Consider the following 21,748-nt stretch of genomic DNA (forward strand, 5'->3'; position numbering starts at 1 on the left):
CTGATCTGCCGATGCGCCTCTACCGTCGCCTGCTACTCGTCGCTACGCTGCTCGCCTTCGCCGTCATCGCCCTCGGCGCCTACGTCCGCCTGTCCGACGCCGGCCTCGGTTGCCCCGACTGGCCGGGCTGCTACGGGCACTGGCTGGGCATACCAGACGCTCCCCATGAACAACATGCTGCCGCGCAAGCCTATCCAGACCGTCCGCTCGACACTGGCAAGGCGTGGAAGGAAATGCTCCACCGCTATCTGGCCGGCACACTGGGCCTGCTCATCCTGGCGCTGAGCATCCTCGCCTGGCGCAAGGAATCCCGCAGCCTCCAGTCGCCAACGATGCCGACCGCACTGCTCGGCATTGTTGGCCTGCAGGCAGCTCTCGGCATGTGGACCGTCACGCTATTGCTCAAGCCGGTCATCGTCACCCTGCACCTAATCGGTGGCATGACGACACTCTCCATCCTCGTCGGCATGAGCGTTGCCGGACGCAAGGCAACGCCGGATAACGCCATTGGTCCCCGCACCCGCCGGCTCGCTTTTGCAGCACTGCTGGCAATCGTCATCCAGATCGCCCTCGGCGGCTGGGTCAGTAGCAACTACGCCGCCCTCGCCTGCCCGGATTTCCCGACCTGTCAGGGTCAATGGCAGCCCGAAATGGATTTCACCCACGCCTTCAGCCTGCACCGCGAATTGGGCGAAACAAGCGATGGCCAGTTACTGCCGTACGCCGCCCTGACAGCGATTCACTGGAGCCACCGTCTGGGAGCTGTATTGGTTACCCTGATGGCGGGCCTGCTGGCACTTGCCCTGTTCAAAACCGGCAAGAGAAATTGGCAATTATGGGGTGGCTTGCTGGCGTTTCTGTTGCTGGCGCAACTCAGTTTGGGCATCGCCAACGTGCTGCTCGGCCTGCCACTGGTCATCGCCGTCGCCCACAATCTCGGCGCCGCCCTCCTGCTGACGGCGACGCTCGCCATCAATCTCCGTATGTATGGCCTGAACCATGAAAACCACGTGACATCACCAGTCCGCAGCGCTTCAGAAGCACTCGACGCCACTGGCTGAAGACCAGTAAAGCCTTGCGCCACAAACGACAAAGCCCGGAAAACCGGGCTTTGTCGTTTGTGCAAAAACCTTACATCATTCCCACTCGATTATTCATTGAACCGCCACACGCTTGTGTTCCTAGGGTTGCAGCGATCCATGAAATCCTTCATACCGTCAGAGATACCGTCAAAACCAGTGGGCTCAATTGACACGACATGACACGACCTGATGTTGAAGCCTCCAACATTGAAGATGAGTCGCGCGCATCAAACTGGCCCACACACCAAATAGTGCCATAGATTCTCTCGACATCTACTACGACCAGGAAGTCAGTGAGACATGGATGAGCAGCATCGGTAACCTTGCTTCATAGAATTGATTAAGCATCCTGCAGCACGTAACCGATCGTAGCAGAGCGCGATCAGAATTCAATGGGGAGTTCTCCAAGGCTAGCCATCACCTGAGTGCAAATTATCGCTGATCACCTCGAAAAAATCTGTCCGCTCTCCTGCGGCTTGGCGCATTCCGCAGAAGATTCAGAACTGAATGCCTCTTGATCAATGAAACGACCATGGCGGCGCATCAATGGCAACAGCCATTGGTCCGCATACGCGCAACCGGTGTGTTCGGGATCCGTCTGTAGCTCCTTGGCGGCAAGACTGGGAGCGTGGCCTCCACCACGCTCCAAAGCGTTGGCAAGCACGTGATAGCCGGGAATCCAGGCTTGGGCATTCGTAAATACTGTGCGCAGACTACCGAGTATTTGCATGCCGGCGTAATCGAGGTCACCAAAAAAATACACGGGCAGGTCTGCCGTATCGAACAGCCAGTTTTCGACAGCACGCAAGCCCCCTTCCCCAACCACAGACGTGGCAGCACTCGATAACGATGAAGCTCGTACATAGAGTCGGCAGCCCTGCCGTGACCGTAGCCGCTGGGCACTGCCCTTGAAGCCGGCAGCGTACACCAGAAGGCAGCGTTGCCAAGACGGCTGACGCAGGTCGGACATGCGCTCGAAGGTGACCAGATTTTCGACGAAAAGCACCTCGTCGAAAACGACCGTGATATCGACCAGCAACTGGATCGGTCCTTCATGGAATTGCCCTGGGGTAGCTCCCAACAAGCGCAATAGTTCCTCGCGGCTGTCCAGTATCTTCGAACGCCCTTGAAAGACTTGCGCCGAAGCCTCGCGCAGCGGAAGTTGGAGGCCCGACGCACACAGCACTTGCAAGGCTTCAAGGCTGCGCGCTGCTTCTTCCATCGGAAGCTCCTGCAGGGCCAACAACGGATTGCGGGCCAAGTAGTCCAGTAATGCCTCTGGCTCGGGAGGCGAATTTGCCCCAGGCTCCCTCCAGAGCACAGCCAGGTAGTCCAACCATTGACGTTGCCAACGCATGGCCTGCGGTGTGTAGCCAGCCCAGATCGCGAGGGCATCGAAATCATGCAGTTCGAGCTGTGGGTTCCGATCGACGAAACCTGAAAACTCCTTGGGCGGTGCCAACCTTAGGGAGACCCAGCCCGTGGCACACAGGTCCTGGAGCAGCATTACCCAGCGTTGCACAGTCTCTGCATCGGTTTGCTCAAATAGCTCCGGCGCTTCGCGACGGTCGATCTTCAGGCGGACCGGACCACTACCCGTTGACCGCTCTGCCTTGGTGAGTAACCTGATCGCCAGTCGCTGCAGAAATGGGGAGAGCATCGGAAGGTCAATCATCTTCACCCGCACTTCCAGAGGTTGCAGCTGCCCGCGACGCCTCATGTGCCAACCGGGCGGCACCGCGCGCCATTTCTGCGTGAGTCTGCCACAGCCGCGCCAGAGATTCACGGTGCAGTATCTTCTCCTGCGCCTCACTGATGAACAACTCGCATCCATCGCGCTTGGCCATCACCTTGGAGAAAGTGAACTCCTTGTCAAACTCTGGCTTCACGGCACCCGACTTGGAGGTCGGCATAGCCACCACCAGTTGTAGCCCCAATGTGCCGGAGAGGAACTGCAGCACGCTGCGCGAGCGGGACTCGTCCATCTTCGAAAACGCCTCATCGCTAAGCATCAGGCGCAGCGCCGGCGCTTCGCGCCGGTCGCGGCCAAAATGCCCAAGCGCATGAGCCAACACTGCCGAGCGCACGACGTAGAAGGGTGTTTCCAATTCGCCGCCGGAGCCAGTTCCCCAAGTAGATAACTTCGTCTGCCCGACCGGACTGGTGCGCACGATATCGTAGCGGCGGTAGTTGCGGTAATCTGCCATTTCCTTCAAGGCACGCTCACTGGCGCCCTGGTCGTTGGCCAGCAGCAGTTTGCGGATATCCTCAGCAGTGGCACGGTGCTCATCTGTCAATAGGGAGGATTCGAAGATAGAGCCGCGTTCGCGCTCCAGCCCTTCAATGACGGTTTCCACTGCCTCAAAGAACTCAAATATCTTCTGCATGCGCGGAATCCAGTCCCACTCCAGCTTGAAAGTGTCGGCGCCAAAGCGAATGTCCTGCATGTGACGGTTCAGACGCGATAAGGTCGATGCGCCCTGCTTGACGTCGTCGCGCACCTTGAAGCAAAAACTCGTGGTGAATACTTGGTTGAAACGCGCTTCGGCGTCGCGCAGGCGTCCGGCATTCTCGGCCAGCCCGATGGCGCGTTGGCGCTGAGTCTGCTCGGCAATGGCCTGCCGTGCCGAGAAAACGATGGGCAGAAGTTCTTCCAGTCGATCAAAGCTCCGCGGCGGATCGCTCCAGGCAAAGCGCTCGGCGTCGTCACGAGCCCCCGATAGATAAGAACCCACAGCGAGTGCCAGTTCGCGCAACATCGGCGTCAGCTTTTCCTTCAATGACTGAATACGAAGACGCAGGGCATCAAGGCTGACCTCCACGGCGGCCGCGAGTTCTTCGGCCTCGGACATCAGTTGCGGCTCGGTTGCCAATTCGGGTGCCGCCGCCGAGAAACGTGATGCCCAAACGCTGGCGTTGGTGCAAGCAATTTCCAAAGTTGGCAGATTTCCGCTGAGGTCGCTCTCCCTTCGCAGCAAATCCGTCAGCGCCTTATCCGTAGCGCCAACCTGCTTCATATGCTCGTCGTACTGCTCCCTTGTTTTCTTGATACACTCATTCAAATTTTCCCGCTCGCGCAACTGCTCTTCGACCGATGATAAGTCCAGAGCCGCCAGCGCTTTGGCTGCATTCGCATGCTGAACCTGGCTTTCCAGTACCGCGAGCAATAATGGTGTGAGCGGCGTGAAGACCGCGCCGGAGAACATGCGTGCCACTGCGTTCAACGATTGCTTCAGGATTTTGAGCGTCGTCGTTTCGTGTTGAAGACGAACGAGTTCATCTTCGCACCACTGCCTGCGCCGTTGACGCGCCGCCTCGCCGAAAGTCAGGTCGGCATCAGGCAAGCGACAAGCAAACATGCCATAGCCCCGGCTACCCAGCCCCTGCTTCATCAAGCCCTGTGGTGTACGGGCCAATTCCTCCTCGCTGTCTACCTTGCGTACACGACCATATTGCGCCATCAGGAAAGCCTTGGCGACGGGATGCGTACATTGCAACTCGTGCAGAATCGCCCTCCCCTCCAGTTGGCGACCCTCGGTGTCTTCCATGGCTTTGCTGCCCTGAACTACCTTGGGCGAACGCACCGGAAATTGCCGTTTGACCAACCGGGCGCAACGAGCCTCCCAACCCGCCTCGACGATGAGCGCGAAACGGTCGTTACCCATATAACCTTCAATGGCATTCTGCCACTCGCTACCTGGCCGGGGCTCTACCAGTTGGGCAAGCAGGTACGGGTGTGCATCCGGTAATTCGTGTTCGATCAGATCAATCGCCTGGTGCGCATCGGGTCGACCGGACACGCGCCCCGACTGAAGCAAGCGCAGTTCGGCCTCGCGTTCGATGCGCTCGTCCTCAATCTTGTTCAGACGCTCCCCCACTTCGGTAAGCGCCTGCAGGATGGCCCCCTGCACCGACGCTTCTCCGTCGCGTATGCCTTGTTCCAGACGACCCAGGTTTGCATCGAAAGCTTCCACATCCACTGCAGGAAGCTCCACATCCAGACGCGCTTCACTGACGTAAGCCTGCGCCATCGACGGCCAGAGCCTGAGTAGCGCGGCCGCTGCCGGGCGCAGAGAATCCACCGCACTCGCCAGCACCGGTACATGGATCAACTCGAGGCCCAACAATTGTTCCAGTTGCACGACCATCCCAGCAATGCCTTGCGCTGCTTGCTGAACGCGGGCCCAATGCAGACGGAACTGACTGGCATATTGACGAATGTCGTTATCCAGCTTCTCCTTCTCCTGCACCACACCGTTGGCGCTCAGTTGCGACTGCACCATCCCCATTTGATGCCGCAACTGATCCTCTTGGGCTTGCAACGAAGCCAGTTTGGCCTGCAATTCCGTTTGCCGCCTGTTCTGCGTTCCGATCTGGCGCTGCACCGATTCCATTTCGCCGCGCGTGTCGTCTCGGGAACGTAGCGCATGGGCGACGGTGGTCACGACGAAACGTCGGGCTTCATCCAGAACTTCTTGCGCGCTCTCGGCAGCGGTATCAAGGCGCTTCAAGTTAAGCTCCAAGCGTTCAGCTTCTGCCTTGAGGGCGGCCATTGAGCGCATCAGTTCGCGCATTTTGTCCAAGTCGCGACTGAAATCGTGTGGCTCCAGGATTTCGTCACGCACAAGATCGTTGACGTTGCCCAGTTCTTTGTAAGCCATGGCCTTGACAATGGACTTGGCGGCCCGAGTCGATTCGGCTTCGCTGACGGCGGTCTTACCCATCAGCGCGCCGTACAGATGCTGCAGGTAACTACCCTTATCCGGGAAGCGTTGCACAGTTTCCGGGCCGGCCTGAAGGCGGTGCTGCAGTTGCAGGTAGATCTCTTTCAACGGTATCGGCGCGCTTCCCAGCACATCTGCGTCGCGTCGCGCCAGATGCTCAAACGACAGTGCACGCCGCACAATGAAGAACAGTGGTGTACCCGCCATAACGGCGCGTTTGCCATCCTCGAACGCCTCCAAGCCGACCAACGCCGTCAGCGGCATCGCTTGCTCACCCGCCTTCTCGGATACATCGAATACGATGGCGGCATAACTGGTGGAGCGCGGGCGAAGGAATACACCGTCTGCCTGCTGACCTAGTGCGTAAGCGGCCAGCGTGCGCGGCTCCTTGCCGCCCCGGCGGCTCTGGGTAGATTCATCCTGGCCGATGTTGAACTGCACGAGATGCTGGTGCGCTGCCGTCAGCACGGTCTGGATCGCATCGAGCAGCGTGGACTTGCCCGAACCCGATTCACCGGTAAGCAGTACCGTGTCGGCAAAAATCCATTCGCGGTCTTCCAGCGAGCCCCAGTTCCAAGTAAGCAGTTTGGCGATTTTCATGCATCGCCCTCCTGTGGGAGTGCTGCGGCCCCTTCATCTACGGAGAACGGTTGGGTTACGGCTGGCTGGGATATCTTCCGGCCAACCAGCCGCAACGCATCTTCCATGGCTTCATCACTGACGAAACTCATCACTGGCCGTAGGACGGCCAAGCCCATTTCCATACTACCGGCGTCATCCGACTCGATGAAATGCACGATGCGATGCTTACGCAATTCACGTAGCAAGGTCATGCGTTCGGTCGCCGATGGTGGCAGTTTGTGCGCGAGCAGCGAAACTACCGCTTGTGACAGTTCTTCAAGGCTGATGGCCAGTCGTTCATCCACCAGCGGGCGGCGGCCAGTAAGCGCTTCAGTATAGAGAAAGCGCAGTGCGATCACTGCCGCCACGAAGTCACGCGACAGCCGGCTCTTCAGGCGTTTGATGCCGTCCTCATCCTCGTCGCCTCCCGCGCCGTGCTCGCCCGGCGGGTACAAGCGGAAAATACGCGCATCCGCATCATGGATCAGCACAAAGCCGATACAGGCGAACCACTCGCGCAATAATTGCTCACATTGCGTGGCATCGTCGTACAGCGCTGCTTCCGGCCGCGACCAATCACGCCACAGTACGCCGCTGGCCAGCATGCGCCCAACCAGTTCGGCGAAGCGTACGGATTTGATGTTGCCCGCGCCCTCGGTGGATAGGCGTTGTTCGACAACTTGGGCGATCGACTGGAGCATGCACTTTCCTTAGCGTGTCTCGTGCTGGATGGCTTGCAGATCGGCCTCCAGCTCGTAGTTGTCGGCCGTAAAGAATTCGTTCTCTACGAGATCCGCAGTCTTGCGCGCACGCATAAAGCGCCGCCCTTCGGTGGAGCGTGCCGCACCCACCGCATGCAGCACGCGCACTGCCTCCTCAGCGGTACTCACCGGCAGCGCAGCCAAAGTCACCGGGCCACCATTCGGAAGTGATAGCAAATGCGGTAACAACCCGGCAAGCACATCTTGGTCGCTAAAGGCGAAGGCTTCGGCTTCGGCACGACGCATTGCGGCTTCCAGCCGACTGGCATCATCCACTGCCAGCGGCGCCAGATCCGTATGATCGGCGTGGCGGTCGCGCACGGTCCATCGCAACACGCATCCGGGCAGACGGATTTCGCTCGTGGCCATTCGCACCGACAAGGCATCAAGCAACGCCAGGCGCCCCACCTCCGGCTTGTCCTTCAACCAGCCCATGGTTCGGCCCAAGGCCGACTCCGCGCCGTAATCCAGCGACAGGGCTTGGCGTAAAAGACTGGTGAAGCGGCGCACATAGTTGTTCATCTCCGAGCGCAGCATCGGTAGCTTTAAACCACAGGCAGCCTCCACCATGCTCTCTATCCGGTCGGCCAACCACAGCATGGGGCTACGGCCCTGCACTTCATGCTCCAGCCAGGGCGCACGCTGCAACAAGTGGCCATCTACCTGATCACGGATTTCTCCGCCCAGCGCGCGCACCTCATCCAGTGCCTCGACAATCTGTCCCCTGTGGCGCTCGGCCGAATCCGCTACTAGGCGCACTGCATATTCACGGGCGAAGCGCTTTTCAATGAACTCGTTGAACTCGCCCCAGGCCACCTTCTGCGCCAACGCTTCACGAGTAAGGCTCTGGATCAGGTGGCGAAAATACTCGATATCGTCCTGTAGATCCTGGACGACACGACTGGCGAACTCATGTGCGTCAAGTAATTCATCGGCGTCTTTGATGTCCTTGAATGCGGCTAATGCCTTGCGAGCCGAACGCATGTTGCGCTGCCGGGTCTTGGCACGCGAATCATCCAGATTGGCGAAGGTCTCGCTGAAGGCCTTGCCTGCGCGGCTAAGTTTGAGTGTCGGCTTGAGGTCGATGGGGTCGCGGTAGTCCTCCAACCAGCCGTGCTCCTTGAGCTTGCGCAGCAACTCGCCGGCATAGGAACGCTCCTCTTCCGCCGAAATTGAGCCGCCCGACTCGAACGCTAGCGCCCGCATGACGGGATCAGCGAGTACTCGCCCAACCACTTCCAGCACTACTTCCCGCGTCAGCGCCTCGGCATAGTCGGCGTTCGCTCCATGCACGCGCTCGTACAAAGCCCTTAGCGCCCCGGCGCACAACTCGCGATTCTCATGAGTTAACGGGCGAAAAAAATGCTCGCGAGGTGGAGCGAAGAACAACATGATATCCGTACCTCGTATTTCTATAGCATAGATGTTGGCAAGAACCCCATCATGCCAGTTTCTGGCCTTAGTTCATAACACCGGCCATGCCTGCAGAATTTTGTTGTTCTTGTCATCACTGTTTACCGAACTTTCTATTGCCAATATCGAATGTTGCCAGTTCGTGATTAATGGAAGGCTTGAGATTTTTTTGGGGTCGCCAGACAGTCACGTCCTTGCCCAAGGGAAACCAGATGCTCCCGGAACATTGCGACTGTCCAACTTTGATCGAAGGGAATGGCTGTCGTTTCCGAGCCGTGGCCGATCTTTTCTTTCAATCCGGCGAAATAAAGTACGTTGATCGTGGTCATGTCTGTTTTTCGCCCGAAGTCAGCGGCTGGCCGTCGGCATGAATCGCAACCGGCCCCATTTCAAGAAATGGAAGGACCAGGCTAGGCAAGTTGCCTGAGCAAGGCTGCACACGTTCCACACTCCCGCATGTGTTCGCGAAAAAGATCCTGCATCGACACCTTGCATTCCTCGTCAAAAAGCTTGATGACCTCCCTGATCGCTATGATCTGCTCGGTACTCATCGCGGCCCCGGAGAGAGGCTCCAGATAGGTCAGGGCCATGGCCGCTAGTTCGGCATGAATGCCGCATTGAGCAGAAAAACATGTAAATTCTCGATCGTTTTGCAGCGATGCAATCAGCTTGCTCCAGTCAAAATTGTACTTGGTCGTCTTGATGCTTGCGAAATTTGGCACGTTAGATATCTTCGGCATCCAGGCTGAAGATCAACCGCCGGTCGAGGCCATGATCCGGATAACCTTCCCGGGGCGTTGCAGGAAGTCGTGTTTTTCAGGCTTACGCATAACCGCAGCCCGAATCTGTTCGGCGATTTCTTGATCGCTGGCATCGCTTCTGAGAAATGGCAGTAGTTCGAGGCGATCTTCCTGCCCCAGACACAGATGCAGAGTTCCGGTCACCGACAGACGTACCCGGTTGCAAGCCTCGCAAAAATGCTGCGACATGGGGGTAATGAATCCAATGAAAAAGGAGAAATCGGGCGAGGCCAGATAGCGAGCAGGCCCGCCGCCGGGTATCGCATGGTCGATTAGGCCGAAACGCTCCCTGAGATGGGCGATCAGGGGTTGCAATGAAGACGTACCCAACGACCTGGCGGCATCGCCCATCGGCATGTTTTCGATCAAACGAAGGATGAATCCCCGAGCCATGCAATACTCGATCATGGCTTCGAGTTCGTCCTGATTGACGCCCGGCAACCAGACCATGTTGATCTTGATGGGCTGAAATCCAGCCTCACGGGCCGCTTCCAATCCAGCGAGGACATCGGGCAGTGCATCGCGCCGGGTTAATTGCTGAAAACGGTCACGCGAAAGTGTATCTAGGCTGACATTCAGCCGGGTTACGCCTGCTTTTTTCAGATGATCAGCCATCGATACTAAGCGGGTGCCATTGGTACTGACGGACAAGTCTTCCACCCCTGGAATCCGAGCAATCCCCTCGGTCAGTTCGACAAAACGCGCCCTAACCAGAGGCTCGCCGCCAGTGAGGCGAATCCGAGAAACACCAAGCCCAACGAAAATCCTGCTCAGGCGAAGGATTTCGTCAAACCGAAGCCTGTTACCGGGCGTTTCGTAATCATCGAATTCAACTGGCATGCAATAAGCGCAGCGTAAATCGCAACGATCAGTCACCGATAAACGCAGGTAGGAAATAGCCCTTCCAAACGGGTCAACCAAAACGGGGGATTGTTGAGACACGTCGAGATTCCGGTGGTTGCTCTTGTGAATTGGATTTACGAAGCGCCAGACAGGATTTGCATAAAGACATCCAGTCGCCTTGGAAAAATGGATAGCCCCGAAGGGCTATCCGGGAAGACGCATTGGGAGGTGGGATGCGCCGGAGAGGGGGGAACAATGAAACAAGTTATTTCAAGGCCAGAACAAACTCGACCAGCGTTTTTACATCGGCATCCTTGACGGTCGAATTCGGCGGCATCGGGACCGGGCCCCAGACGCCCTTGGAGCCTTTCTTGACCTTCACCACCAGTTGTTCAGCGGCAGCAGCGTCACCGGCGTATTTCTTGCCGACTTCGTTCCAGGCCGGACCAACCAGTTTCTTGTCGAGGGCATGACAGGCCAGGCAACCGTTTTTCTTGGCAATTTCCATGGCTGCAGCCTGGTCGACGGCAAATGACGGAACAGACAGGGTAGCCAGCACAGCCAGTGTGAGGATTTTCTTCATAAGATTCTCCAGTAAAAATAAAGGGCGGCACCCCGAAAGGCACCGCCATGCGTGGATCAAACGATATTGCGAGGCTTTAGACTCATCTGCGTAAAGCTGTGCTTGTAGGGCGATTCGCCAACCTTGCTCAACACCCCACGTCCCAATTTGTAGCGGTAGTTGTTGGTCATTGGATCGGGGATGGCCGAGACGACAGCATTGGCCGGCGATTTCGGGAAGTTGAAGTTGGCCTTGCAAACACCCGGGCGCATTTCGTCGGAAACAATGGCCACGGCCTTGAACCGGCCTTCGGTGGTCATGATGTGGCCATCCTTCATCAACTGATTGAAGGTGAGGTCAGCATCCATGACGCCCTGCGGCTGACCGGTCTGGATATAGACCGTGTCGTTCACCACTTCGACGTAATCGCCAGACTCGATGCCTTTTTTCTTCGCATCATCCGGATGGATGAAGATGAAGGCCTCGGGCCAGCGTTGCGAGAGATAAGGCTTGCGCAGGTCATCGAACCCGGACTGCCAGGTTTCATTTACGCGGCCGTTGGTAACCCAAACCTCGCCCTTTTCAGCACGTGGCTTGATCGCCTCGTAGAACTGAATCCAGCCAGCGTACTTCCACGGCGACTTGAGCAGAATGGCCTTGCCGCTATGGGTATTGAAGGCATACAGCGCGGCGATCTGAACCTCGGCTTGCTCTATCTCACCCCAGTTGTTATCTGGGTCATGCAGGCGCTTGGTGCCGACCAGCTTGCCATCCTTGACACGGATCGGCGTCTGGATGCCGGTTGTGCCGTAAGTACGCAGCAATTCCTGCGCCTTGACACCCTTTTCCTTGGCTTGCATGGCTAGCGGGTGATAGTTCAGCACGCCACCCCGCGAGAAGCGAGCGGCTTCCTCGAAGACATCGTTGGAATCTTTCCAGTCGTAACCGCCATCCTTGTCGAAGCCCATCTTCTGGGCAAATTTCTGGACGATCCACCAGTCGGGTTTGGATTCACCCGGTGCGTCATAGAACTTGCTGTATAGACGCAGACGGCGCTCGGAGTTGCAGCGGGTAAAGTTGTCTTCACCCCAAGAAGAAACCGGGAAGACGATGTCGGCCAGATCGGTACCGATGGGAATCACCGGGTAGAGATCGGAATTGGCCATCACCATGCCGCCGGAGTCGACACGCTTCTTCAGTGTTTCAAAGATGGCGGCACGATCCAGGCTAGTGATCTGGTTCGGATTGCCTACCGTCAATTCGCGCATTTTCTTTTCCAGCGCGTTCGATCCCATCATCGCTGCTACCCAGGTCGTACCAATCACCCAGGCAAAGCGCATGTTGCCTTGCATCATCCAGAGATCAAGGTTGAAGTCCTTTTTGCGCCGACCCGGATGCTTCTCGGGAGACAGCCAGCCTGAACCACCGCCAGCCGACAAGCCACCGCGCTGGTGACCGCCACCACGGGAAATCATACGTCCCGGACGATTGCCGGCTCCGCAGATCAGACCCAGCGATGCGAACGAGGTCGTGTTCATGTAGTTGTTGGACCAGTAATTTCCCTTCTCGCACATGAACGAGGTTTTCGGCATTGAGCCATCAGCCTTCGGCTTGGCGATCCATTCGGCAGCCTTCCGGATGTCGTCTGGATTGAGGCCGGTAATCTTGGCGGCTACATCAAGTTTCGACTCTTCCTGCGACAGGATGAATTTCTGGTAATCATCCCAGTCACTTTGCCAGGTACCCCAGGTCGTACGCCACTGCCAACCGGTGTTGCGGGTACCGCGCCCGTAACCTTGATCGACCTCCCAAGGCTTGGCCACCCAATTGTCGATGAAGGCCTGATCCTGCCACTTGTTCTCAAGGATGATGCGGGCCAGCGCCATGTGCAATACCGTATCGGTGCCGGGAATGATCGGCAGCCACATGCCGCGCCCCTCCTTGACCGACCAGGCCACACCCATCGTCTTGTGCGGGGTGACGAAGATGAACTTCTTGTCGCCCGGCATCATGTGCGAGGTAAACAAGGTCGTCTTGGTCTCATACGGATCGACACCGGAGAGGAAAGCCACTTCGCAATTGGCCCAGTCCTCGTAACTGGATGCGAAGGAGTCAATACCGGCATCGTCGAGACCGGTCGCGTCATTGGTGGCCGAACACTTGTCGTGCCAGGCGAAGGCCGGCGTGCCGATGGTCGTCATCGCCAGCTTGGTAATGGCGTAGACATTCTCGAAATACTGGTAGGAGTGAGACTTCACGGCCCAGGCATGCTCGCCATACTTGGCGAGAATGTACTTGGAGATGTCAGCCATCACCTCGGTCGCGAGATCCCAGCTAACTGGCTTCAGTTGGCCGTTGACCCGGATCATCGGATGCATCAAGCGCTCGCGGGTACGATTGCTGGGGTTGAAACATTTTTCGGCCAGCGTGCCGCCACGGATGGAGTGGTTTCCGCCCGGATTGACGACCGTCGCATCCTTGTCGGGAACGACGACCACGTGGTGCTGCTTGCCCTGGAAGCTGACGACGTTGTGCTGCACCGGGCTGACCCAGGCCCCCATCATTGTCTGATGCGGGAAGTCCACCTTCAGTGCGTTCTGCGAAGCCTTGGCGCCGCCTTCCTTGCCGACCGGCCAGCGATAGACCTTGTATCCGCAAGCCACCGTACAGTAGTCGCAAGCCGTGGTCAGGACATCGGCGTCTTTCGGCGGCAGTGGCACGAAGTCCTTGGGCGTGTAGTTGTCTTGATTGCTCATGTTCTGCTCCTTACGCACTACGCTTGGTGGTCATGGCGCTATAGCCATAAACGAGGCCCATCACGCCAACGGCGTAGATGTCGTCTCCCTGCACTTCCAGCATGATCTGCGGCAGGCTTTCCGTGGCGTGCCCGGAGGCGACCATGCCGTGGCGAGTCAAATCGAAAGTGGTGAGATGGAGCGGACAAGGCCCCAGCACTTGGTGTTGCGGCTTGTAGGTGCCATCCAACGGACCGCCCATGTGGGTGCATTGCTGATTGAAGGCAACGATATCCTTGTCGCCACCGATGCCGGCACCAGCGGGAACACCAAGCTTGACCAGGATATTGCGCACATCCGGGTACGGGAAGTTGAACTCGACGGGGACGCCGGTTTTCAGGGCCGACAGCGTGCCAATTTTCTGGCGGGGATATTCAGCCTTTAAAGCCTGGGCTGCTTCTGCCATGCCTGGAAAACTCCCCAGACTGATGACAGCTACCGCCGCACCGCCAGTCAGCAAAAACTGGCGACGACTCATGCACATCCGCTCACCCTCATGCGAATGATCGTGGGCCGATTGGACTGGAATGGTTTTCTGACTCATGTTCGATACTCCTTATTTCACCGGTGCCGGCAATGGCTGATAGTCGCCAGGCAGCTTTGGATCGTCGTGGATCAGCGGTTCAGTCATCGACAGTGCTTCGATGAAGGCGATCAAATCCTTCTTTTCTTGCGCCGACAATTTCAGTGGCTTGAGCAACTGGGTTTTGTTGGCTCCCTTGCCACCGCCGCGATCATAAAAATCAACTACTTCCTGCAAAGTAGTGAAAACGCCGTTGTGCATGTACGGTGCGGTGTATTTCACTTCGCGCAGTGACGGCGTGCGGAACTTGCCCACGTCTTTCGGGTTCTTGGTGATGTAGTAGAGGCCGTAATCCATGTCCGCCGTGCGGTACTTCTGCTCGGGAACACCCTTCTGGTAATGCTCCCAACGGTGGGTTACCTGGTACAGCGGGTCATCCTTGAAGCCCGTGAAGTCAGGCAGGCCGGTGTCGTAGAACTTCTGATCGGAAGCCAGCGCACCGTTGTGACACTGGACGCAACCCGCTTTGCCGTTAAACAACTTCATACCGGCCATTTGTGAAGCGCTCAGGGCCTTCTTGTCGCCCATGGCGTAACGGTCGAACGGAACTTTTTTGGCGTCTGAAACGATGGTCCGCTCATAGGCAGCGATGGCTCGATAGGCATCATTCATGCGTGGCCATTCGGCTCCGAACACCTTCTTGAAGGCCTCGACGTATTCCGGGATGAAGCGCAGGCGCATTTCCATCACCGAGGGGTCTCCATTGCCGGCTACGCCACCTTCAGCTGCCGACGGGGCTTGTCCTTCTAGGCTGGTCACACTACCTTCCCAGAACAGCTTGTTGTAATAGGCGGAGTTGATGACCGTTTGCGAATTGCGCCAATGCTTGGTACCAGGATAGCCACGGGAAATCTGGCCGCCGTCACCCCAGCCAAGACCGGGTAAGTGGCAGGAAACGCAGGGCATCGACCCATCGCCGGAAAGCCGGTTTTCCCAGAACAACTGCTTGCCGAGAGCGATCTTTTCCGGTGATTGCGGATTGTCTTTGGGTATCGGCGCCGGCGGCAGCGGTGCCAATGGCGGATATTTGTCGGCGGCCAAGGCTACGGCGCTGCTCAGCAGAAGTCCGGCCATCGTGATTGCTAACTGTTTTTTCATGGTGGTCTCCCTCAGTTCTTGCCGAAAGTGCGAACCTGCATGTCAGGCTGACCAGGGTCTTTGACCATCACTTGATCGCCGGACAAGGTCAGCAAGAAGGCAACGAGCGCTTTCTGTTCGCCGGCCGAGAGATTCAGCGGCTTCAGTTCGGAGCCCTTGCCACCGCCCTGGTTGTAGAACGCCACCACCTCATCGAGGGTTTTGAACATGCCGTTGTGCATGTAGGGTGCGGTGTACTTCAGGTCACGCAACTGGGCCGTCTGGAACTTGCCGATGTCCTTGGGCTTTTTGGTAATGGCATAAGAGCCGACGTCTGTGCGCAAATTCATGTAATTGGGCACGCCGCTGGTGGCGTAATGGCGCAGCATGGTAATGGTGCGCAACGGGTTCTTCAGGACCTCCGGGTTTTCCGGAACGCCTGTGTTGTAAAGCTTGCCGTCAGTGCCAATTGGGCCGTTGTGACAGGAAACACAACCCGCCTTGCCCCTGAACAGTTCATAACCATCCTTGGCTTCGGAACTGATGGCGGCGCTATCGCCCTTGGCGAACTTATCGAAGGGCGCATTGGTGGTTTCCAGGCTACGGATGAATTCACCAATAACGTTGAAGACGCGCATCCCATTGATGTCGTCCTTTCGCCACTTCTTCCACAAGGCATCGTATTCGGGTACCTGTTGCAGACGCTCCTGCATCAAGCGGCCGTCCATGTTCATGGTATGCGCTTCGGTAATCATGTCCCGAACCAGGGTGCCTGCATCGGACCCATCAAGCCGGCCATCCCACAGGAAGCGCTGACGATATTTGGCGTTAAGAACCGTCGGTGAGTTGCGGAAATATTCCATCGACGGGTAAGCAGCCGACAGTGCCTGTCCATCGCCCCAACCTTTTTTCGGGTCGTGGCATGAGGCACATGAAACGCCCCAGTCGCCGGAGAGTCGGCTGTCAAAGAAGAAGGCTTTACCCAATTCGATCATTGCCGCATTACCCGGCTTGACCTCAGGCATCGGTGCAAGATCAGGTGCTTTGCTCTGAGCAAAAACTGGTTGGATACCGATAGTCAGCGTCACCGCCGTCACCAGTCCGATGGCGCCCAGTGCTTGCGTGAATCGCTTGCGCTGCTGGATTTTCATAGTCCCCCCTGTGTATTGGAGATTCGTGGGAACAGCCCCACACGGACTATGGATACGCAGTCTCTGTGCCAGACACAGAGACCACTGATTTATTAGGGTTTTCTATGAAGCTAGCGAAAAATCGCCGGTTAAAAATTAACCAGCCGGTTGTTTTTTAACCGGATGATTTCTGATCGAAATCAGATTTCCGCTGCCTCGTCTGACTCACGCAACTTGTTGCGCAGGGTTAGTCGGGTGATGCCAAGCAATTCCGCAGCTTGGGTTTTGTTACCTGCACAATGCTGTAGGACATGGCGAATATAGTCGGCTTCAATGTCGGCCAGCGGACGAATCGTCGTCCCGAACTTGGGGGTTTCGGCGACACGGGGGATCGGCCTGTCACCGATGATTTCTTTGGGCAGGTGCTGAACCGAAATGGCGTCCCCGCGGGAGAGAATCGCGGCCCGCTCGATGACATTGCGCAATTCACGAACGTTTCCTGGCCAGCGATAGGCTTTGAGTAATGGTTCGACGGAGGAGTCGATCCCAAAGGATTCAACACCAATAATCGGGGCTGTTTTTTCCAGAAAATGCTGGGCCAACGCAAGAATGTCATCTTGCCGCTCACGCAATGCGGGTAAGTCGATGGCACCCACATTTAAACGGTAATAGAGGTCTTCGCGGAATAGCCCGGACTCCACCATGGCCGGCAAATCGCGATGGGTAGCCGAGACGAAGCGGACATCGACGCGAATTTCCTTCTGTCCGCCGACCCGACGGAAACTCTGCGTTTCAAGCACCCGAAGCAGTTTGGGTTGCAGAGCCAGCGATAAATCGCCGATTTCATCGAGAAACAGCGTGCCGCCGTCGGCCAGTTCAAGCAGTCCGCGTTTCATCTGCTTGGCGTCGGTGAAAGCGCCACGCTCGTGGCCGAACAACTCGGACTCCAGCAGACCTTCAGGTAGCGCCGAGCAGTTCAGCGTCACCCAGGGGCCATCTGCCCGGGGTGATCGGCAGTGTATGGCCTGGGCTACCCGCTCCTTGCCGGTACCGGATTCGCCGCGGATGAGTACCGGAATTTTGCCGGCAGATGCAATCCTGGCGGTCATGTCGAGCATTTGCCGAAAAGCCGGGCTATCGCCGATCAGTCCTTCGATGACGCAAGTCTCAGCCTGGGCACGTCGCCATTCCACTTCACGGCGCAAGCGGTGAATTTCAACCGCACGGCGAATCAATTCCTGCAAATCTTCGAGATCGAAGGGCTTGTTGATGTAGTCGTAAGCGCCGGCCTTAAGGGCTGCTACCGCAGTGCGCACCTCCGGGTAGGCGGTCATGATGACGACAAGCGGCTGATCGTCCGACTCCTTGATTTTGGCCAGGATGTCCAGACCGTTCATGTCCGGCAAACGCAAATCAAGGAGGACCAGGCTGAAGGTGCGCTCCTTCAACAAGGCCAGCGCTTGTTGACCATCTTCGGCGACTTCGACATCGAAACCCTGGCGCGCAAGAAAATTGCCCACCGTTACCCGGATGGTGTTGTCGTCTTCAACGATGAGGATCGGTTCAGGCATATTGGTTTCCAGCAAGAGGCCAACTCATCGTGAAGCAGGTTCCATGCCCCAGCGTACTACTCGTTTCGATGCTCCCGCCATGCTGCTCGACGATCTTGCGCACAATGGCTAAACCGAGGCCGGTACCTTCACGGCGAGTAGTGTAGAAAGGTTCGAAAATCCTTTGCAGGACTTCGGCGCTCATGCCAATGCCAGTGTCGCACACCCGGATGAAGGCGAATTTCCCGTCTTTTTCCGCGTTGACCGTAACAGTCCCACCGTTCGGCATGGCATGGACAGCGTTCATCAGCAGGTTGAGAAAAACCTGCTTCAGTTGATGTGGATCGGCCGACAAGGGCGGCACGCTATCGATTCCGGCCAGTTCAAATGCGATGTCACGACTCTTGGCATCCTTACGCGTCCAGAACAGCACGTCATCAAGAATCTGCCCCAGACCGCATGGTTCCGGCAGGATAGCCTGTGGGGCGGCAAAGCCATGGAAGCTTCGCAGGAAGCCTGACAGCCTATCCACTTCGGCCTCCATGCGCTTGAGGGCTTCGATCAGCCCGGGAGGGATATCTTCCTCATACTGCATGGCTTGGGCAACAGCCTTCATCCCGGCCAACGGGTTGCCGATTTCGTGGGCCAGCCCCATGGCTAATTCGCCCAGCGTGGTCAGCTTCTCCATCTGGAACATCTGCCGGTCAAGTTCGCGGCGTTCGTCCTGAATTTCCCGCTCACGGCTGACATCACGCGCAACCACGATGAAGCCGACACGGGTTGGCGTAATGGCTAACGAAATTACCTGCTCCAGCAACTCGACATCACAACGCAACGGTCCTGGTGCGGCATCTGCAGCGATATTTGGCCACTGAGGCCAGAACTGATCAATTCGAAGGCCAAGAGGAGATGCGCTACTGCCCAACAAACGGATGGCTGCCGGGTTAAGTAGGCGAATCTCGCCGCCACGATCAATGGCGAGAATGCCATCTGCCGTGTGCTCAATAACAGCTTCAAGGGAAGCACGCTCCTGTTCGAGTTCTCGGGTTCTCGCCCGAACCTCTTCCTCCAGTCGATCCCGGTGCGCATTAATGGCTTGGGATGACTCCTGCAAACGATTGACCATGGTATTGAACTTGTTACCCAAGGCCGCGATTTCGTCGGTGCCAATGACCGGAACCCGGCGCGTGAAATCGCCGCTGGAAATCGCATCGGTCTCTTTCGAGAGTTCCTCCAGTGGTTGCAGCAAACGTCTGGAAAGCGCGTAGCCACCGATGGCGGTTACGATCAGCGCAACGAAGAGGACTGCGTAAAGCAGGTAGAGATTGACGACTGCCAAGAATAGCTCACGTTCTGGAAAGGCCAAGGCAATACGCCACTTCCCTTTGGAGTTTTCCGCAATCGCCTGCGGTGCGTAATCAATCGGTGCATGCGCAACGATCCAGCCGTCGCCGAGGCTAGGTGAAATGCCATTTTCAATCAGATTCTTGGTGATACTGGCCGGGAAAATACTGTTCAGTTGCTCCACAGGCTCCATCGAAAAAGCCCCGGCTTCGCCTCCGGCGGAGCGGCTGACATAGTGTCCCTGGCTGTCGAGCAGATAGGCGGTTCCCTGTCGAGCATTGGCCATTTGCTGAATCTGTTCAAGGAGAATGTCAGCGTGCAGGTTGATGATCAGGACACCGATCTTGCTTCCGTTCGCCGCTGAGACTGGCGTTGCCACCCGGATGACCGGACGTTCCGGTTTCTCGATCTTGCCGAATTCGACATTCAAGTCCAGCGGCGAGACATAAATCTGGCCGACATTGACGTCCATGGCATCACGAAAATAGTAGCGGTCACCTTTCGGCTGAAGCTCGGAACGAGGCACGACATAAACCCCATTCGGCTTTCGATCAACGCGCACCCACTCCTGGCCATCGGCGGTAATCAGGCGAATTTGGTAAATATGCGGGTAGAGACTGGCCAATGCTGCGTAGTCACGTTCCAAGCGTGCCGTCGCAGCTTGAAGTAGCCAGGGATCTTTCGTTTGCTTGGCAGCAATCACGTCGACCAGACCACGGGCATTGGCCAGATAAAGCAGCTCCGACGACAACTGGTCAAAAAAACGGCCGATTCCCTGCGACCGAACGGTCACTTCCTGATTCAAATTGCGCAGGGTCTCCGCTTTCAGCGCCTGCAGCGAAAGATAAACACCAATTGCTCCAGCCAAAGCAGTAGGGATAACAGCCGCGAGCAAAAAGGCTGCGTAAATTCGACGAGAAAGGCCACCCAGAGCACTAAAATTAGAAAAGTTCATGCTTCATTCTACAAGATGCCCGTGGCGTGGCTTGGGTCTATAGCACTTCGAAGCATCCTCTCAAGGCCGTTGCGCTACAAGGCCAAAATGGTAGGGAGCTGCAGCACCAAGATCAATTTTCAAAATTGATTGGAAACCGGCTTCCGCAACCCATCCTGCACAGTGTTCCGGTGTAGGACGGATATCGAGCGGCGGTCCTCGTGGAGTTTCGATGTCACTTCGCCAGTGAATTACCGACAGAATCCCGCCTGGCTGGAGCGTCCGAAACGCTTCCCTGAGCAAGTTGACCGGCTCTTCAAGGTGAAGCAGATTGAACACCATGGCATGTCCTTGTGAAGCCGCCTCTAGCCCGGTGCCGTGCGCCACGAAATCGCGAAGTTTTGCCCTGACATTCGAAAGAGCCAAGCCTTTGGCCCTCTCGTCGACCAGGGCCACCATGTCAGGCTCGATGTCCAATGCTGTGACCAAGCCTTTGGTCCGGCGCGCAGCAGGAAGCGTGAAGGTGCCGTAACCACAGCCAAATTCAATCAGGTGGTAGCAGTGTCCATGAGTGACCAACAGCCGGTCGAGAATTTCTTCAGAGTCAAAGAAGGACGACCAGTAGGTTTCATCCGGCATCCCGCTCTCGCGCCCTTTCATGTTTCACTCCTGGCTGCGTAACTCAGTGTTTCGCCGGTGCGGTAGCACTGGCTGCTGCATCAAGGCCGCCCTTGGCTTTCCACTCAGCATAGCCCCCCTGCAGAATGCGAACGTTGTCATAACCGGCGATACGCAAGGCGAAACCAGCCTGTGCAGACAGCGTGCCGGTGTTGCAGTAAATGAGCACAGGCTTGCTCTTGGGGATACTGTCTCGCTTGGTCAGCACCTGGCGCCACTCGACATTCACGGCCCCCGGAATGTGTTCCTTGGCGTACTGGTCCTTGTCCCGGGCATCTATCACATGAAATTTCTGCCAGTCGTCTTTCGGGATCTGTTCCGGGAAAATGGTGGCGCCACCGTAGTCCACGAAATCGAGGTACTCCTCCATGGCCTTGACGGCTTCTTCGTTGGCCATAACCGGCAAGGCCACGATAGCCAGGGCAAGCGCGGCGGCGCGCATCAGTTTGAATATCATTTTGTCTCCTGTTGAAGTTTGGGTGTCGCGTTGGGAATTCAGAATACGAGCACCTTGTCGGCGGCAGCCGTCCACTCTGCCAGTTCCTTCAAGGTACTGCGGCGGGCGCCTTCAACTATTTGCTCTTCGCCCAGGCCGCGCGCGTCCATGCAGGTTCCACATAGACCGACTTCGCCGCCGACCATGCGAACCATGTCCCCCGCGTTGTAGTAACCGTCGGGTACTTTCTGACCGGCTTTGGCACAAGCAACCGAATCGCCCATCAGGAAGACACGAACCGCTTCTCCGTCTATCTTCGCCAAAGCGCGCGCCAGCCTGAGGGCGTTGTAGCTGCGCTCCGTGCCGTAGGGAGCATCATTGAGAATGAACAGGGTTTTCAAGGCCGATATCCTCT

The 21,748-nt window shown here is 57.1% G+C and carries 18 protein-coding genes; 1 reads left to right on the plus strand and 17 read right to left on the minus strand.

Annotation, left to right across the window (positions count from 1 at the left end; genetic code table 11):
• Positions 1 to 11 precede the first annotated feature (11 nt).
• A complete protein-coding gene (locus AC07TV_RS14985; protein WP_494649169.1) occupies positions 12 to 1,061 on the plus strand; it encodes a COX15/CtaA family protein in 1,050 nt (349 codons plus the stop codon).
• 463 nt (positions 1,062 to 1,524) lie between these two features.
• Here AC07TV_RS14985 and AC07TV_RS14990 read toward each other — a convergent pair whose 3' ends face one another.
• From AC07TV_RS14990 to AC07TV_RS15070, 17 genes are all read right to left on the minus strand, one after another.
• Positions 1,525 to 2,763 (minus strand): hypothetical protein, encoded by a 1,239-nt coding sequence (locus AC07TV_RS14990; protein ID WP_494649170.1) that lies wholly within the window; start codon positions 2,761 to 2,763, stop codon positions 1,525 to 1,527.
• Positions 2,750 to 6,406 (minus strand): SbcC/MukB-like Walker B domain-containing protein, encoded by a 3,657-nt coding sequence (locus tag AC07TV_RS14995; protein WP_494649171.1) that lies wholly within the window; start codon positions 6,404 to 6,406, stop codon positions 2,750 to 2,752. Before AC07TV_RS14995 ends, AC07TV_RS14990 begins: the two co-directional genes overlap by 14 nt.
• Positions 6,403 to 7,128 carry a DUF4194 domain-containing protein gene (locus AC07TV_RS15000; protein ID WP_494649172.1) on the minus strand — a complete coding sequence of 242 codons (726 nt, stop codon included), beginning with the start codon at positions 7,126 to 7,128 and terminating at the stop codon, positions 6,403 to 6,405. The genes AC07TV_RS14995 and AC07TV_RS15000 overlap by 4 nt, the downstream gene beginning before the upstream one ends.
• 9 nt (positions 7,129 to 7,137) lie before the next feature.
• Positions 7,138 to 8,580 (minus strand): Wadjet anti-phage system protein JetA family protein, encoded by a 1,443-nt coding sequence (locus tag AC07TV_RS15005; protein WP_494649173.1) that lies wholly within the window; start codon positions 8,578 to 8,580, stop codon positions 7,138 to 7,140.
• A gap of 167 nt (positions 8,581 to 8,747) precedes the next feature.
• Positions 8,748 to 8,930 carry a hypothetical protein gene (locus tag AC07TV_RS15010; RefSeq protein ID WP_494649174.1) on the minus strand — a complete coding sequence of 61 codons (183 nt, stop codon included), beginning with the start codon at positions 8,928 to 8,930 and terminating at the stop codon, positions 8,748 to 8,750.
• Between the two features lie 81 nt (positions 8,931 to 9,011).
• The gene (locus AC07TV_RS15015) at positions 9,012 to 9,323 is read right to left on the minus strand and encodes a hypothetical protein (RefSeq protein ID WP_494649175.1); all 312 of its coding nucleotides are present in this window, start codon (positions 9,321 to 9,323) and stop codon (positions 9,012 to 9,014) included.
• A 30-nt stretch (positions 9,324 to 9,353) separates the two neighbouring features.
• Positions 9,354 to 10,343, minus strand: a complete 990-nt coding sequence (gene moaA / locus AC07TV_RS15020) for a GTP 3',8-cyclase MoaA (protein WP_494649176.1) — start codon at positions 10,341 to 10,343, stop codon at positions 9,354 to 9,356.
• Between the two features lie 166 nt (positions 10,344 to 10,509).
• Positions 10,510 to 10,827 (minus strand): c-type cytochrome, encoded by a 318-nt coding sequence (locus tag AC07TV_RS15025; protein ID WP_494649177.1) that lies wholly within the window; start codon positions 10,825 to 10,827, stop codon positions 10,510 to 10,512.
• Between the two features lie 56 nt (positions 10,828 to 10,883).
• On the minus strand, positions 10,884 to 13,562 hold the full coding sequence (locus tag AC07TV_RS15030; protein ID WP_494649178.1) for an arsenate reductase (azurin) large subunit: 2,679 nt from the start codon (positions 13,560 to 13,562) through the stop codon (positions 10,884 to 10,886).
• Between the two features lie 10 nt (positions 13,563 to 13,572).
• On the minus strand, positions 13,573 to 14,145 hold the full coding sequence (locus AC07TV_RS15035) for an arsenate reductase (azurin) small subunit (RefSeq protein WP_494649179.1): 573 nt from the start codon (positions 14,143 to 14,145) through the stop codon (positions 13,573 to 13,575).
• A 12-nt stretch (positions 14,146 to 14,157) separates the two neighbouring features.
• The gene (locus tag AC07TV_RS15040; RefSeq protein ID WP_494649180.1) at positions 14,158 to 15,282 is read right to left on the minus strand and encodes a cytochrome-c peroxidase; all 1,125 of its coding nucleotides are present in this window, start codon (positions 15,280 to 15,282) and stop codon (positions 14,158 to 14,160) included.
• A gap of 11 nt (positions 15,283 to 15,293) precedes the next feature.
• Positions 15,294 to 16,412 (minus strand): cytochrome-c peroxidase, encoded by a 1,119-nt coding sequence (locus AC07TV_RS15045; protein WP_494649181.1) that lies wholly within the window; start codon positions 16,410 to 16,412, stop codon positions 15,294 to 15,296.
• A gap of 179 nt (positions 16,413 to 16,591) precedes the next feature.
• Complete coding sequence (locus tag AC07TV_RS15050) at positions 16,592 to 17,962, minus strand: sigma-54-dependent transcriptional regulator (protein WP_494649182.1); 1,371 nt, start codon at positions 17,960 to 17,962, stop codon at positions 16,592 to 16,594.
• Positions 17,955 to 20,240, minus strand: a complete 2,286-nt coding sequence (locus AC07TV_RS15055; RefSeq protein ID WP_494649183.1) for an ATP-binding protein — start codon at positions 20,238 to 20,240, stop codon at positions 17,955 to 17,957. The genes AC07TV_RS15050 and AC07TV_RS15055 overlap by 8 nt, the downstream gene beginning before the upstream one ends.
• 60 nt (positions 20,241 to 20,300) lie before the next feature.
• A complete protein-coding gene (locus AC07TV_RS15060) occupies positions 20,301 to 20,879 on the minus strand; it encodes a class I SAM-dependent methyltransferase (protein WP_494649184.1) in 579 nt (192 codons plus the stop codon).
• Between the two features lie 22 nt (positions 20,880 to 20,901).
• Positions 20,902 to 21,354, minus strand: a complete 453-nt coding sequence (locus AC07TV_RS15065) for a rhodanese-like domain-containing protein (RefSeq protein WP_494649185.1) — start codon at positions 21,352 to 21,354, stop codon at positions 20,902 to 20,904.
• A gap of 38 nt (positions 21,355 to 21,392) precedes the next feature.
• Complete coding sequence (locus tag AC07TV_RS15070; RefSeq protein WP_494649186.1) at positions 21,393 to 21,734, minus strand: DsrE/DsrF/TusD sulfur relay family protein; 342 nt, start codon at positions 21,732 to 21,734, stop codon at positions 21,393 to 21,395.
• Between the last annotated feature and the right edge of the window lie 14 nt (positions 21,735 to 21,748).

It is taken from the genome of Azonexus sp. GW821-FHT04F04, from assembly GCF_059420025.1.

Excerpts from the sequence above, each read along its gene's own strand:
- AC07TV_RS15035 (WP_494649179.1), bottom strand. The coding sequence starts at position 14,145 with ATGAGTCAGAAAACCATTCCAGTCCAATCGGCCCACGATCATTCGCAT.
- AC07TV_RS15010 (WP_494649174.1), bottom strand. The coding sequence starts at position 8,930 with ATGACCACGATCAACGTACTTTATTTCGCCGGATTGAAAGAAAAGATC.
- AC07TV_RS15050 (WP_494649182.1), bottom strand. The coding sequence starts at position 17,962 with ATGCCTGAACCGATCCTCATCGTTGAAGACGACAACACCATCCGGGTA.
- AC07TV_RS15025 (WP_494649177.1), bottom strand. The coding sequence starts at position 10,827 with ATGAAGAAAATCCTCACACTGGCTGTGCTGGCTACCCTGTCTGTTCCG.
- AC07TV_RS15045 (WP_494649181.1), bottom strand. The coding sequence starts at position 16,412 with ATGAAAATCCAGCAGCGCAAGCGATTCACGCAAGCACTGGGCGCCATC.
- AC07TV_RS14985 (WP_494649169.1), top strand. The coding sequence starts at position 12 with ATGCGCCTCTACCGTCGCCTGCTACTCGTCGCTACGCTGCTCGCCTTC.
- AC07TV_RS15065 (WP_494649185.1), bottom strand. The coding sequence starts at position 21,354 with ATGATATTCAAACTGATGCGCGCCGCCGCGCTTGCCCTGGCTATCGTG.
- AC07TV_RS14995 (WP_494649171.1), bottom strand. The coding sequence starts at position 6,406 with ATGAAAATCGCCAAACTGCTTACTTGGAACTGGGGCTCGCTGGAAGAC.
- AC07TV_RS15030 (WP_494649178.1), bottom strand. The coding sequence starts at position 13,562 with ATGAGCAATCAAGACAACTACACGCCCAAGGACTTCGTGCCACTGCCG.
- AC07TV_RS15005 (WP_494649173.1), bottom strand. The coding sequence starts at position 8,580 with ATGTTGTTCTTCGCTCCACCTCGCGAGCATTTTTTTCGCCCGTTAACT.
- AC07TV_RS15060 (WP_494649184.1), bottom strand. The coding sequence starts at position 20,879 with ATGAAAGGGCGCGAGAGCGGGATGCCGGATGAAACCTACTGGTCGTCC.
- AC07TV_RS15040 (WP_494649180.1), bottom strand. The coding sequence starts at position 15,282 with ATGAAAAAACAGTTAGCAATCACGATGGCCGGACTTCTGCTGAGCAGC.
- AC07TV_RS15055 (WP_494649183.1), bottom strand. The coding sequence starts at position 20,240 with ATGAACTTTTCTAATTTTAGTGCTCTGGGTGGCCTTTCTCGTCGAATT.
- AC07TV_RS15000 (WP_494649172.1), bottom strand. The coding sequence starts at position 7,128 with ATGCTCCAGTCGATCGCCCAAGTTGTCGAACAACGCCTATCCACCGAG.